The sequence below is a fragment of the Shewanella polaris genome, assembly GCF_006385555.1.
Taxonomy (GTDB): domain Bacteria; phylum Pseudomonadota; class Gammaproteobacteria; order Enterobacterales; family Shewanellaceae; genus Shewanella; species Shewanella polaris.
The window spans coordinates 443781-458420 of record NZ_CP041036.1 but is presented as its reverse complement, the minus strand read 5'-3'; the positions used below and the strand labels follow the sequence as shown (position 1 = coordinate 458420).

At 41.9% G+C, this 14640-nt stretch carries 9 protein-coding genes; 2 read left to right on the top strand and 7 right to left on the bottom strand.

Annotated elements, in window-relative coordinates; translation table 11 throughout:
• Positions 1–113: 113 nt before the first annotated feature.
• On the top strand, positions 114–2759 hold the full coding sequence (locus FH971_RS02020; protein ID WP_140233162.1) for a sensor domain-containing phosphodiesterase: 2646 nt from the start codon (positions 114–116) through the stop codon (positions 2757–2759).
• Between the two features lie 2 nt (positions 2760–2761).
• Here the strand turns inward: FH971_RS02020 and rep are convergent, their stop codons facing one another.
• Positions 2762–4774 carry a DNA helicase Rep gene (rep, locus tag FH971_RS02015; RefSeq protein WP_140233161.1) on the bottom strand — a complete coding sequence of 671 codons (2013 nt, stop codon included), beginning with the start codon at positions 4772–4774 and terminating at the stop codon, positions 2762–2764.
• Between the two features lie 143 nt (positions 4775–4917).
• Between rep and ubiK the strand changes: the two genes are divergently transcribed.
• On the top strand, positions 4918–5166 hold the full coding sequence (ubiK, locus tag FH971_RS02010; RefSeq protein ID WP_140233160.1) for a ubiquinone biosynthesis accessory factor UbiK: 249 nt from the start codon (positions 4918–4920) through the stop codon (positions 5164–5166).
• A 122-nt stretch (positions 5167–5288) separates the two neighbouring features.
• Here the strand turns inward: ubiK and FH971_RS02005 are convergent, their stop codons facing one another.
• The 6 genes from FH971_RS02005 to ilvC all read right to left on the bottom strand — a co-directional run bounded on the left by FH971_RS02005 (position 5289) and on the right by ilvC (position 14502).
• Entirely contained in the window at positions 5289–6431 is a 1143-nt protein-coding gene (locus FH971_RS02005; RefSeq protein ID WP_140233159.1) for a pyridoxal-phosphate-dependent aminotransferase family protein, read from the bottom strand.
• Between the two features lie 494 nt (positions 6432–6925).
• Positions 6926–8497 (bottom strand): threonine ammonia-lyase, biosynthetic, encoded by a 1572-nt coding sequence (ilvA, locus tag FH971_RS01995; protein WP_140233158.1) that lies wholly within the window; start codon positions 8495–8497, stop codon positions 6926–6928.
• A gap of 1 nt (position 8498) precedes the next feature.
• Positions 8499–10358 (bottom strand): dihydroxy-acid dehydratase, encoded by a 1860-nt coding sequence (ilvD, locus tag FH971_RS01990; RefSeq protein WP_140233157.1) that lies wholly within the window; start codon positions 10356–10358, stop codon positions 8499–8501.
• Positions 10359–10485: 127 nt separating this feature from the next.
• Positions 10486–10743, bottom strand: coding sequence for an acetolactate synthase 2 small subunit (gene ilvM / locus FH971_RS01985; RefSeq protein ID WP_137223448.1), 258 nt, complete (start codon positions 10741–10743; stop codon positions 10486–10488).
• Complete coding sequence (ilvG, locus tag FH971_RS01980; RefSeq protein ID WP_140233156.1) at positions 10740–12425, bottom strand: acetolactate synthase 2 catalytic subunit; 1686 nt, start codon at positions 12423–12425, stop codon at positions 10740–10742. Before ilvG ends, ilvM begins: the two co-directional genes overlap by 4 nt.
• A gap of 595 nt (positions 12426–13020) precedes the next feature.
• Positions 13021–14502 carry a ketol-acid reductoisomerase gene (gene ilvC / locus FH971_RS01970; protein WP_137223452.1) on the bottom strand — a complete coding sequence of 494 codons (1482 nt, stop codon included), beginning with the start codon at positions 14500–14502 and terminating at the stop codon, positions 13021–13023.
• Positions 14503–14640: the final 138 nt, after the last annotated feature.

Genomic DNA, 14640 nt, shown 5'->3' with positions numbered 1-14640 from the left:
TAACTTTATACTCACATTGATTTCGCTTGGATCACATTTGTATTTATGGTAAATATAATGGTTGTTCAACAATAATTCTTCACATAATTAATAAGATAAGAAGAACAGGTCATATGGATACGGATTTCAGCCTCTTAAAAGCATCTCAACGAGTCGAGCACCTGCAAAAAAGGGTTGCCCGCTTGAAAGGGTTAGCGAAAAAGTACAAACGTTCTGAGATTATTCAGAATGCGTTACTCGGCATTTCCAATATTGCGACTCAGGTCACATCTCTTGATGACTTTTATCAACGGGTTCATTTACATTTACAGCAACTCATTCCTGCAGAAAACTTTTTTATCGCATCTAAAGACGCCGAAACAGGACTCACTAGTTTACCTTTTTTTGCAGACCAACAAGATTCTCATCCATCTGAACTTTATCCAGACCAAGAAATATCAACTTTACTCAATGCAGGTCTAACGGGTTACGTGCTCCGTCATGGTGTACCTTTATTATGTGACGATAATAAATTTGAGGAACTGATTGCCAGTGGCGAGATTAAAAGCCTTGGCTCTCCAAGCCATCAATGGCTCGGTGTGCCGATTAAAAGCCAAGATGTCATTAGCGGTGTACTGGTAGTACAAAGTTATAACCCAGCCAATACCTATGGCGAATTAGAATTAGAATTAATGGGGTTTATTTGCCACCATATTTCAGGGGTTATGGAACGACTTGAGCATCATGAACAACTTGAACAAGCTATTGTAGAGCGCACAAAAGAGCTCAGCAAAGCATATGACAAAGTCAAAATTGAAGTAAAAGAACGCGTAAAAGCAGAAGAATTACAAAAAGCGCTATTTGAAATTGCAGATCTGTCTGCATCTAAGGTATTTCAACAAGATTTTTATTTACGGCTCCATAGAATTATCAGTCAATTAATTCCAGCTAACAACTGTTTCATCTCACTGATTGACGACGATAATATGTTGTCATTTCCTTTTTATGTTTCACAAAGGACTACTGAGTATCCAGCTTCACGGCCAATGCAAGATGGATTAACTGAATATATTTTACAACATAAGTTGCCACAATTATGGTCCGCAAAAGAAATTGCTAAAATGGTCGCTATGGGTGAAGTGTATGCAAAATCCCCAAGTTTGAATAAAACGCAAAAGATGCACCAGTGGATTGGCATTCCGTTAATGATTAATGGCGATATTGGCGGTGCATTGACAATTTACAGTCTGGATGATGAGCATATATATCAATTAAAAGACTTAGAATTACTGACCTTCGTTTCCCAACATATAGCTAATGCAATTGAGCGAAAGCAAGCGGTTGAATCACTCAAAAACAGTTATGAGCTACTAGAAGATAAAGTAATAGCCCGTACCCATGCGCTGGCCGAATTAAATAACAATCTGCAGCAAGAAATAAACCAACGTCGAAAGATAGAAGCTCAACTGGTTCATGATGCACAACACGATGGATTAACAGGTTTACCCAACAGATGTTTTTTGATGGACCGCTTGTCACAAGCATTAAAACATTTTCGCCGCCATGGATTAGATCAGTTTTCGCTATTATTCATTGACTTAGATAGATTTAAGGTAATAAATGATTCTTTTGGTCATTTAGAGGGTGATCGTTTTCTCATTGAAACCGCAAAACGATTAAAGTCGTGTATTCGCGAGAATGATACTCTCGCTCGTATGGGAGGAGATGAGTTTGTAATATTACTTGATTCAATTAATGCGACAGAAGATGCAAAAGACGTCAGCGAACGAATTTTACATGCCTTATCAATGCCATATCAACTAGCAGAACAAAATTTCATTTCGGGAGCAAGTATCGGTATCGCCTTTAGTGGTCATAATAAAATGATCACCAGTGAATCGATCTTACGAGATGCTGATGCCGCGATGTATCAAGCTAAGGCCAATGGCAAGGGTTGTTATGTCATTTTTGATGACAAACTCAGTCTACAAACAAAACAACAATATGACTTAGAGATTGACTTCAAAAAAGCCTTAGACCGACAAGCATTTGAAATTTATCTCGTTGAAGTCGTCGATTTTAGTAACGGTGAAATTATTGCCATTGAGCCACAAATTGAATGGCACCATCCAGAACAAGGCAAGATTGAACATGCCAAAATGAAACATCTTGCGGCACAATACCAGCTCACGCTAGATTTAGATGGTTATATTTTTAGTTATTTGCAGAACCAATATCAATCGCTAAAACAACAATATAGTAAGGATGTAAGCTTACATCTGTCCATTAGCAGTCAGCATATTAAAAATAAATTTGTATTACGTAATTTAAAAAACACCATAAAAAGCAGTAACATCAACGTCAACAAATTAATGCTATTCTTCAACGAAAAAGCCCTAGTACAAGATACTGAAAACCACATCAATGGTTTCGAGCTTATCTCACAATTAGGAGTCAACATCGGTATTGATGGTTATGGAACAGGTTATAGCTCATTAAGTTGTCTAAGTTTCTTACCCATTAAGGCATTAAAATTAGATAATGATATCAGTAAGCACTTACTCAATGAGAAACAATTACAATTAGTGAAAGCTTATCAATTGACGGCTAACACACTTAATTTTGATATGTACGCCACAACAGTAGACACCCAGCAACAAGTCAGGCAATTTTTAGAGCTCGGTTATGCTCGTGGCCAAGGACGAGCAATTAGCAAATTATTTACCGAAAACAACATCAGCACCAACCATGCGCTTAATCAATTAAACATAAATGGTTAAGCTTATTTTTTAAACATATCGCGTATATTGGCGATATGACTTTTACTGGTTTCCACCCGTTGCTCTTCAGTTTGTACTGGTTTACGGTTTTCCCAAATTAAATCATCTTGCGGTAACTCAAGTAAAAAACGGCTTGGCTCACAACGCATCGTTTCGCCAAATTGGCGTCGCTCTCGGCATATTACAAACCATAACTCACGTTGTGCCCGAGTAATCCCCACATAAGCCAAACGTCGTTCTTCATCAACATTATCTTCATCAATACTCGACTGATGCGGTAAGATCCGTTCTTCAACACCCACCATAAACACAAAAGGATACTCCAATCCTTTAGAGGCATGTAATGTCATTAGCTGAACCTGATCGCCACCTTCATCTTCGCTGTTACGTTCCATCATATCGCGCAAGGTTAATCGGGTGACCACTTCGGGCAGTGTCATCGGCTCATCTAACTCATCACCTTCAAGCATTTCGGTAACCCAACGGTATAATTCCGAAATATTCTTCATCCGCATTTCAGCCGCTTTGGCGCTGGTACTGGTTTCGTAAAGATAATCTTCGTAATTAATTTTGCGAATTAACTGTTTAATTGCTTCAACAGGCTCTCCACGGGTGGCGACCTCACCAGTATCAACAATAAATTTGCCAAACTGATACAAGGAGTTAACCGCTGCGGGCGCTAAATGATGGTTGAGCTCAACATCAAAAATCGCTTCAAATAACGAGATATGCTTTTGATTAGCAAAATTACCTAAGCGCTCCAGTGTCGCAGGTCCAATACCACGCTTAGGTAAGTTAACCACTCGCAAAAAGGCATTGTCATCATCAGGATTCACCACTAAACGCAAATACCCCATAATATCTTTAATTTCTGCTCGAGAGAAAAATGAGGTGCCACCACTCAGTTTATAAGGGATCCGGTTAGTCATTAGCGATCGTTCTAGTAAGCGAGACTGATGATTACCACGATATAAAATGGCGTAATCACCAAACTTGGTTCGTCCAACAAACTTGTGACGAATAATTTCGGCAACAACTCGTTCAGCTTCCTGTTCTTCATTTGCGGCAATTAATACCCTAAGCGGCTCACCATAAGCTAACTCACTAAATAACGCTTTGTCGTACACATGAGGGTTGTTAGCAATCAAAATATTGGCTGCACGAAGAATACGTTGGCTCGAACGATAGTTTTGCTCTAATTTAATCAACTTTAGTTTGGGGAAGTCTGTTCCAAGTAACACTAAGTTTTGCGGTTTCGCACCACGCCAAGAATAAATAGACTGATCATCATCGCCAACCACGGTAAAGCGTGAACGCTCACCCACCAAAAGTTTAACTAATTCATATTGGCTGGTATTGGTATCTTGATATTCATCCACCAACAAGTATTGGATTTTGGTTTGCCAACGAGTTCGAACGTCTTCATTCATGCGCAACAATAAGGTAGGAAGTAAAATAAGATCATCAAAATCGAGGGCGTTATAGGACTTCATATGCTGAGCATAGCGTTGATACAACATAGCAAACAATTGGCTTTGTTCATCTTTTGCCATACTGATTGCTTGTTGAGGAATGACTAACCCGCCCTTCCAATTTGAAATTGCAGATGCCAAAGATTTGATCAGATCTTTATCTTCATCCAATTCATCTTCGGTCAACTCTTTTAATAACGCGAAAGTGTCTTGATCATCAAACAGTGAAAAACCCGCCTTCAGCCCAAGCACTTTATGCTCACGCTTAATGATTTCAAGACCTAAAGTATGAAAGGTAGAAATCCATAATCCACGGGCTTCTTTGCGCCCCATAGACTGTGCCACACGCTCTTTCATTTCACGCGCAGCTTTGTTGGTAAAGGTGACAGCGGCAATATTTCGAGCTTTATAACCACATTTTTCAACTAAATAAGCAATTTTATTAATGATCACCCGTGTTTTACCACTTCCAGCGCCAGCGAGCACTAAGCATGGACCCGATACATAATGGACCGCTTCATTTTGCCCTGGATTGAGTTTCATTAATCATTACACCTTACTTAACCTTAAACGAGGACGGATCATAGCAGAATCAACTGGTGACGGTTAACGAAAAATCACAGTTAAGGTTTGGAAAAACGCTTACCTCGGTTACAATTGACTCAATATCTCAGTAGGGAATCATTATGATTAATCCAAAGAAAATTGAAGAGCTCGCTAAACAACTTAGCGACAATCTGCCTAACGGTGTAAAGCAGTTTGCCGGAGAATTTGAAGAGCGCAGTAAACAAGTACTGCAAAACCAACTGATGAAACTGGACGTAGTTTCACGTGAAGAGTTTGAAGTACAACAACACGTATTACTTAAAACCCGCGAGAAGCTAGAAGCATTACAAGCACAAGTGAATGAATTAGAAAAAAAGCTTGCTGAGTAGCTCACCAGAATTAGGGATAACACTCGATGTTACTGGCTCTGTAATCGTTTCAATAAACTTTTCAGACATAAAAAATGACGCTATTTAGCGTCATTTTTTTACTTACATTAGCTGAGTAAACCTCAATTCTGGTTAAGAGACTCTTCTAATGCATATAAACAAATGGCGACGTTTTCACGACGGGCACTAAAGCCCATTAAACCAATGCGCCATGCCTTACCCGCTAAAGCACCTAAGCCAGCACCAATTTCTAAATTATATTCTTCCAATAAATACTTACGCACGGCAGCGTCATCAACACCATCGGGAATATACACAGTATTAAGTTGTGGTAAACGTGATGCTTCTTCAACCACAAATTCAAACCCAAGTTTGGTTAATCCATCACGCAAAAACAGATGCATTTTACGATGTCTTGCCCAGGCATTTTCGAGCCCTTCGTTGGCTAACAAACGCAAAGACTCGTGCAGTGCGTACAAGGCATTAACTGGGGCGGTATGATGATAACTGCGTTTAGCGCCTGCACCATTCCCCCAATAACCCATCACTAAGGTTTGATCTAAGAACCAACTTTGTACTTGAGTAGTACGGGCTTTTAACTTAGCAACTGCCTTAGGCGAAAATGACACAGGAGATAAGCCAGGCACACAAGACAAACATTTTTGACTACCCGAATAAATGGCATCAATTCCCCATTCGTCCACCAGCAACTCCACGCCACCTAATGATGTTACCGCATCAACAATGCTGATACAGTCGTGTAATTGCGCTAAGGTACACAAGGTTTTGGCATCAGACAGCGCACCTGTTGAGGTTTCAGCATGCACAAAGGCTAAGAATTTTGCATCAGGATGCGCAACAAGCGCAGCTTCAACTTTATCAGGGCATACTGGTTCGCCCCATTCATTGTCGACCACTACCGCAACACCACCAACACGTTCAACGTTTTGGCGCATTCGCTCACCAAATACACCATTACGGCACACAATGACTTTCTCGCCTGGCTCGACTAAATTAACAAAACAGGTTTCCATACCGGCACTGCCTGGTGCTGATACGGCTAAAGTCATTTCATTTTTGGTTTGAAAGGCGTATTGAATGAGGCTTTTTAGTTCATCCATCATACCCACAAAAAGTGGATCAAGATGACCAATAGTCGGTCGAGCTTGCGCAGCAAGTACTTCAGGATACACATCAGATGGGCCTGGGCCCATTAGGATTCGGCGTGGTGGCATAAAAGCTTGAATTGTTGGTACGGGTAACATCAATGTCTCCTTAAAATGAGGTCTTATATGCTCGTATTACCAGCATATGGAAAAATTCACCCTACATATAAAGCAACCCACCCCAATCGCATAATGCAATAACCGCATCGAGCATTGGCAGTGTTGGTACTCACCCACGAATATATTTTCGTTTTAGGCGCACTGACAATACCACATTGAGGCGTTAAATCACCTCAGTATGGTATTTTAATATTTGGGGCTGCTGATCTTTGCTGGTTGAATTTTGTTCGAGATAAAAACGTTTTAATCGAGGCGAGTGGATTGCTGCCTAGCAATCTAAGCAAAATTCGCTCAACAAAGAGTAAAACGTTTTTAGCCGAACCCTTCTGGCAGCCTTTGTTGGTCATTTCTACTGTGTTATCGGCTTTTAATGTAGAATAACTACATTACAAAGCCTCTACCTTGTCACTCATGTTTAAGTAATGACTAACAATTCGCTGCAAAAACAACCTTGAAAGATCAACTGGCCCTAATCATGCCTTGGCTTTAGTGCTATTCAAAAATAACTGATAAGCCGGACTATGAGTCTCTTCTTGATACACAAAACCTAAGTCTGTTAAAAACTGGGCAAATGCGACATCATCATTCGCAGGTACTTCAAAGCCTGTTAATACTCTGCCAAAGGCTGCACCATGGTTGCGATAATGAAATAAACTGATATTCCATTTACTCTGTAAAGTAGTTAAAAACTTCAACAACGCCCCAGGATGTTCAGGAAACTCAAAACTAAATAAGCGCTCTTCTAGTGGTTCTAGTGGATGACCACCCACCATATAACGCACATGTAATTTTGCGGTTTCATCTTGAGATAAATCTTGAACCTCAAAGCCTTCCGACTCAAGTAACGCGATAATATCCGCTAACTCGGTTTGTCCCCCCGTTAGTCGAATTCCGGCAAATACCACCGCAATATCACGACTGCTAAAGCGATAGTTAAACTCGGTCATAACACGGTTATTCAGTAACTGACAAAAGCGTAAAAAACTGCCTGGTTTTTCAGGTATTTTGACCGCTAATACCGCTTCTTTTTGTTCACCTAATTCACAACGCTCAGACACATAACGTAAGCTATGGAAATTAACGTTAGCACCACTTAAAATAGCAGCCACTTTTTTAGGTGCATCGATGGCGTCACCCTGTTGAGCCATGTACTTTTTAAGCCCAGCAATCGATAAAGCCCCTGCGGGTTCGGCAATCGCTCGGGTATCTTCAAAAATATCTTTGACTGCCGCGCATATTTCGTCAGAAGTGACAGTAACCACTTCATCAACGTATTCACGGGCTAATCGAAATGGCTCATCACCAATCCGTTTAACGGCAACCCCATCAGCAAACAAACCAACTTGAGCCAGAGTGACTGGTTCGTCGGCTTCTAATGCGGCTTTTAAGCACGCTGCGTCTTCTGGCTCGACCCCAATGATTTTAACTTGTGGCATCACCGCTTTGTAATAAGCTGCAATGCCTGCTATTAGTCCACCACCGCCAACCGGTACAAACACGATTTCAATATCACGTTGTTGCTGCACCATTTCTTGGGCAATGGTGCCTTGACCGGCAATCACCGCTTCGTCATCAAACGGGGCGATATAAACACGTCCTTCTGTTGCCGAAAGGTTTTTAGCATAATCATTCGCTTGATCAAACGCTTGCCCGTGTAGCACTACAGTGCCACCCAAGCGTTTTACTGCATCAATTTTAATATCAGGTGTCGTACTCGGCATCACAATAACCGCATCGATACCGCGGCTGGCGGCTGACATTGCCACACCTTGAGCATGGTTACCCGCCGATGCACACACCACACCTCTATCACATTCATCTTGAGTTAACGCAGCGATACGGTTGTAGGCACCACGTAACTTAAATGAATGCACGGGCTGCATATCTTCACGCTTTAAATACACCTGACAACCAAAGCGAGCAGACAATTTATTCATGCTCGACAATGGCGTCACTTTGGCCACATCGTAAACAGACGACAGCAAAATTTTCTGTAAATAGTAATGAGCCAGATCTAATTGAGCTTTAGACGCCAAAGCCAACATATTACCCCTCCAGCTTAGAACGATCGCGTACAGCACCTTTATCAGCACTGGTGGCAAGTAGGGCATAAGCTTTCAGGGCTAATGACACATAACGCTCACGGGAAACAGGCTTCCAACCTAATGGACCTTTAGCATCCATCGCATTGCGACGACGAGTAAGCTCTTCATCATTCACATTAAGTTGAATACTACGTTGAGGAATATCAATGGCAATTTGATCGCCATTTTCAATTAGCGCAATCGTGCCGCCAGACGCAGCCTCTGGTGATACATGGCCAATCGATAAACCAGATGTTCCACCGGAAAAACGACCATCGGTAATTAACGCACATTTAGCGCCTAAGCCACGAGATTTCAAATAGGTTGTTGGATACAGCATTTCCTGCATTCCAGGGCCGCCCTTAGGGCCTTCGTAGCGAATAACCACTACATCGCCTTCAACCACTTCACCGCCTAAAATTCCGGCTACTGCATCGTCTTGGCTTTCATACACCCGAGCACTACCCACAAAGGTTAAATTAGACTTATCCACTCCTGCGGTTTTTACAATACAACCATCAACGGCTACGTTACCTGACAATACCGCTAAACCACCTTCTTGACTAAAGGCAAATTCACGCGAACGAATACAGCCATTTTCACGGTCGTCATCAACACTGTCCCAACGACAATTTTGGCTAAATGCTTTAGTGGTTGGAATCCCTGCCGGGCCGGCACTAAAAAAGCGGATGATATCAGGATCGTTAGTTTGTTTAATGTCGTACTTAGCTAACACAGATTTTAAATCGCCACCATTGTCTGCAGCCACATGCGGTACATCGTTATGCAATAATCCCGCACGATCTAACTCGCCTAAAATCCCCATAACACCACCAGCACGATGAACGTCTTCCATATGATATTTCGGTGTTGATGGCGCAACCTTACATAAATGAGGCACTAAGCGCGATATGCGATCAATATCCGCCATGGTAAAGTCAATTTCAGCCTCTTGGGCAGCGGCTATTAAATGCAATACCGTATTTGATGAGCCTCCCATGGCAACGTCTAATACCATGGCATTTTCAAACGATTTAAATGAAGCAATATTGCGTGGCAACGCTGTTTCATCATCATACTTATAATAACGCTCAGCCAACTTCATCACGCGGCGACCGGCTTCTAAAAATAATTCACGGCGATCTTCATGGGTTGCCAACATAGAACCATTACCTGGTAGCGATAAACCTAGGGCTTCAGTTAAACAGTTCATTGAGTTAGCAGTAAACATACCCGAGCACGACCCACAAGTAGGACAAGCACTCCGTTCAATTTGCTTACTATCTTCATCACTGACATTGGTATCAGCACCAGCAACCATCGCATCAACCAAATCAAGTTTAATAATTTGATCAGATAACTTAGTTTTACCTGCTTCCATTGGCCCACCAGATACAAATACTACTGGGATATTTAACCGTAGCGCCGCCATTAACATGCCAGGAGTAATCTTGTCGCAGTTAGAAATACACACCAATGCATCGGCACAATGAGCATTGACCATATACTCAACACTGTCTGCAATTAACTCGCGCGACGGTAAGCTATACAACATGCCACCATGACCCATGGCAATACCGTCATCTACGGCAATGGTATTAAATTCTTTGGCAATTCCGCCTGCTTCTTCAATGGCACCTGCAACCAATGATCCCATATTCTTTAAATGTACATGGCCGGGTACAAACTGAGTGAACGAATTAGCGATTGCGATAATGGGCTTGCCAAAATCATTTTCTTTCACGCCAGTGGCACGCCATAGTGCACGGGCGCCTGCCATGTTGCGGCCTTCGGTACTGGTTGCTGAACGTAATTTTGGCATTGCTAATATCCTTGTTTAATGTGGTGCGTGTTATCGGTTTTCCCCAATAACAACTAAATAATATCTAATTGAATAGTACCTAATTGAATCGTATTTAACTGAATTGTAACTTACTCAATCGTTAGTGCTAGCCGTTGGCGACTTGATTTAGCGCTATCGCGGGCAGTACTTTACAATGCGTCACATCGATTAATTTATCTAACTGGTTACTGAGTAATTCAATTGCACGTTCAGCCTCAACCCATAAGGCAATAGCCATGCTGGCATCATCATTGATGTGTACCTGCATTTGAGTGACTTTAAATCCACGATGGCGAGTAACACGCAGTACGCGTTCGAGTACTTCTGGACGTTGTTGAACGGTTATTTCTAATGCATGCATCATGTTTGCTTCTCCATTTGATCCATCATCTCACTATTACTCGCGCCAGGTGGTACTAGAGGCCATACGTTAAAAGCATCATCAATCGACACATGCAACATATAAGGACCGTCACTGTTTAACATTTCGTCTAATGCTTGTTCGACTTGATCGGCACGCGTTATCGTTCGACCAGGGATATCAAATGCTGATGCCATAAGGACAAAGTTAGGATTATCAGATAAATCTGTTTCACTGTAACGCTCTTCAAAAAATAACTGCTGCCACTGTTTAACCATACCCAATTTTTGATTATCAATCAGTAAGATTTTTACTGGTAATTTACGACGTTTAATGGTGGTTAACTCTTGAACATTCATCATAAACGAGCCATCACCAGAGACTGTGACCACGGTAGCATCAGGTCGCGCAACTTGAGCGCCAATCGCAGCAGGCAAACCAAAACCCATAGTACCTAAACCTGCACTTGATAAATGATCTTCTGGACGACGGAACCACATATGTTGTGCGACCCACATCTGATGCTGACCTACATCACAGGCAACAACACTGTCCTCGGGAAGTTTATTGGCTAAACGACGTAACATCGCAGGGGCATAAATTAAATCACCAGGATGATGATAATCCCATTGGTGTGTAAGAGATAGCTCTTCAACATTTGCTTGCCACGGACTAATATCAAGCTGTCCAGCTACCGCAGCGGTTAGTGCCGGTAGCACTATGCTAAGCTCTGCAGCTATCGCTACGTCAGCTTGGCGTAACTTTCCAATTTCTGCCGCGTCTATGTCTAAATGTAATACTTTGGCGTTGCTGGCAAAACTGGCAAGACGACCAGTAACTCGGTCATCAAAACGAGCTCCGACAACCATTAGCAAATCGCATTCTTGCACGGCCAAATTAGCACCTTTACCACCATGCATACCCAACATGCCTAAATAACCTTTGGTGCCATGCGCAATGCTGCCTAAACCTTTTAAGGTGGCCACCGATGGAATGCCTGTGGTGTCGATGAACTGACGTAAATGTGCAACGGCACCAGCCATTCCAACACCACCACCGACATACAACATAGGCTTTTTAGCATGTTTAATTAGCGCTATAGCGGCATCTAAGTCATCGACTTGTGGAAGTAATTCATCAGTAACGCTTTGAAGGGGTGTTTTGTATTCTAATGCTGCAAGTTGAATGTCTTTTGGAATATCAACTAAAACTGGACCAGGACGCCCTTCTGCAGCAACTTCGAATGCACGATATAAGGTGGGAATAAGCTCATTGATGTCGGTGACCATAAAACTGTGTTTTGTGCATGACAACGACATACCTAATACATCAATTTCTTGGAAGGCATCAGTACCAATAACACTGGTAGACACTTGGCCGGTTATGGCAACTAATGGTACAGAATCAAGTAAAGCATCGGCAAGTGAGGTAATTAAGTTAGTGGCACCAGGTCCTGATGTTGCAAAGCACACCCCGGTTTTACCACTAGCACGGGCATACCCTACGGCAGCAAATGCGGCACCTTGTTCATGGCGGCTAAGTAAGTGCTCAACAGGTCCACCATAGAGGGCGTCGTAGATTGGCATAATGGCCCCGCCAGGATAACCAAACACGGTCGTCACACCATGTGCTGCTAGTACTTTGATTACGGCATCTGCGCCACGCATTTTTTGTCCTGCTTCCATATTCTCGTCTCTACTTCGTCAATGTATCTGCTTGCTCTACTGATATGCTATCTGGGTATTGTTATTTACTTGAACTTAAAACTAAAAAACCCCCGGTCCTTTCGGAGCGGGGGTTTTTGCAATCTGTTTGACTTAAGTCAGTCTAGTTGCCAAAACGCCACCCCCGCTGTGATTCAATAATCACTACGGTAATAATTTCGAGAATGAGTATGGCTGAGTGGTTAAACATATTATCGACTGTATCCTAAGTATCTTCGCTTATTCATATCGTGGTATCTAACCACAACCTTCATGGTGTACTTAAAGAAGTACCATAAAAGAATTACCCAATACAACTAAAAAATCTACTTTGTAAAAAAAATTCAGCTTCCCTGCCGAGACAATGCAAACAACAACAAAAACTTAACCCATGAATTCAACAAATATTTATTGTGAATTCAATTTAACCATTTGTTTTTTCAGCGCCCCAATCAATAAGATGAGGACGTTTCGATTGATGCCTGTCCGACAACGGGGCTTAATTTCAGCCAAAACTCTGAACAGGTACAACATCAGTTCAATTTAACGTTTAGTATTAACCACTAATAATTTGTGCTTAGCTAGCTTCCACAATACTTTTCATATCAGTCATGTAACCACGTAATTCAGCGCCGATAAACTCAACTTCTGTATTACGAATTTGATCATTTACATCAATTAAGCGCAGGTTATCAACACCAGTTGATTGATCCTTAAGACCGCCACCTAAATACTCAGATGACATTGAGTTTACGTATTCACGTAGCATTGGCACTGCCGCATGATTAAACAAGTAACAACCGTATTCAGCTGTATCTGAAATAACGATGTTCATTTCATATAAACGCTTACGCGCAATGGTGTTAGCAATCAAAGGTGTTTCATGTAGCGACTCATAGTAAGCCGACTCTTCAACAATGCCTGCGGCAACCATGGTATCAAACGCAAGTTCTACACCTGCCTTGATCATAGCAACTAAGAAAATGCCTTTATCGAAATACGTTTGCTCATCAATATGATCAGATGAAACAGGCGCATTTTCAAATGCAGTTTCGTTGGTTTCAGCTCTCCAACGCAATAAGTTAGCATCATCATTAGCCCAGTCTTCCATCATAGTGCGAGAAAACTCACCACTGATAATATCGTCCATGTGCTTTTCAAATAGTGGCTTAAGGATTTCTTTTAACTCTTCAGCCATATCAAATGCTTTGATTTTAGCTGGGTTAGACAAGCGATCCATCATATTGGTAATACCGCCGTGCTTAAGCGCTTCGGTAACGGTTTCCCAACCTTGTTGAATTAACTTGCCGGCATAAGCTGGGTCAACACCGTCGGCAACCATTTTTTCGTAACCTAAAATAGCACCCGTTTGCAACATGCCACATAAAATAGTCTGTTCGCCCATCAAGTCTGACTTAACTTCTGCCACAAAAGATGACATTAATACGCCAGCACGGTCGCCACCTGTAGCGCTAGCATAAGCCTTCGCAATGGCCAAACCGTCACTGTTAGGGTCGTTTTCTGGGTGTACAGCAATCAATGTTGGTACACCAAAACCACGCTTATATTCTTCACGAACTTCTGTCGCAGGGCACTTTGGTGCAACCATAACAACAGTAATATCTGGACGAACTTGCATGCCTTCTTCAACGATATTGAAACCATGTGAATAAGATAACGTAGCACCTTGCTTCATTAATGGCATAACCGCATTAACAACGTTAGTATGTTGCTTATCTGGTGTTAGGTTTAACACTAAATCAGCTGCAGGAATAAGCTCTTCAAAGGTACCTACTTTAAAGCCGTTATCAGTGGCTTTTTGCCACGATGCACGCTTTTCAGCAATGGCTTGCGGACGTAAGGCAAAAGAAATGTTTAGGCCTGAGTCACGCATGTTTAAACCTTGGTTAAGGCCTTGGGCGCCACAACCTAAAATCACGATATTCCAATCTTTAATATATTGGCAACCATCACTGAATTCAGTACGGTCCATAAAGCGGCATTGTGCTAATTGAGCTAATTGTTGACGTAAATTCAGAGAGTTAAAATAGTTAGCCATCTGATACCACCTATAAAATTTAATAATTTGGGACTCAACATCTTATTAGTCAGCGACCTTAAGCGTTGTGATTGAAGTCACTATAGCGCATGCATATGATTGCTTAAAATGATATATTCGGGATGTCACGTTGCAATT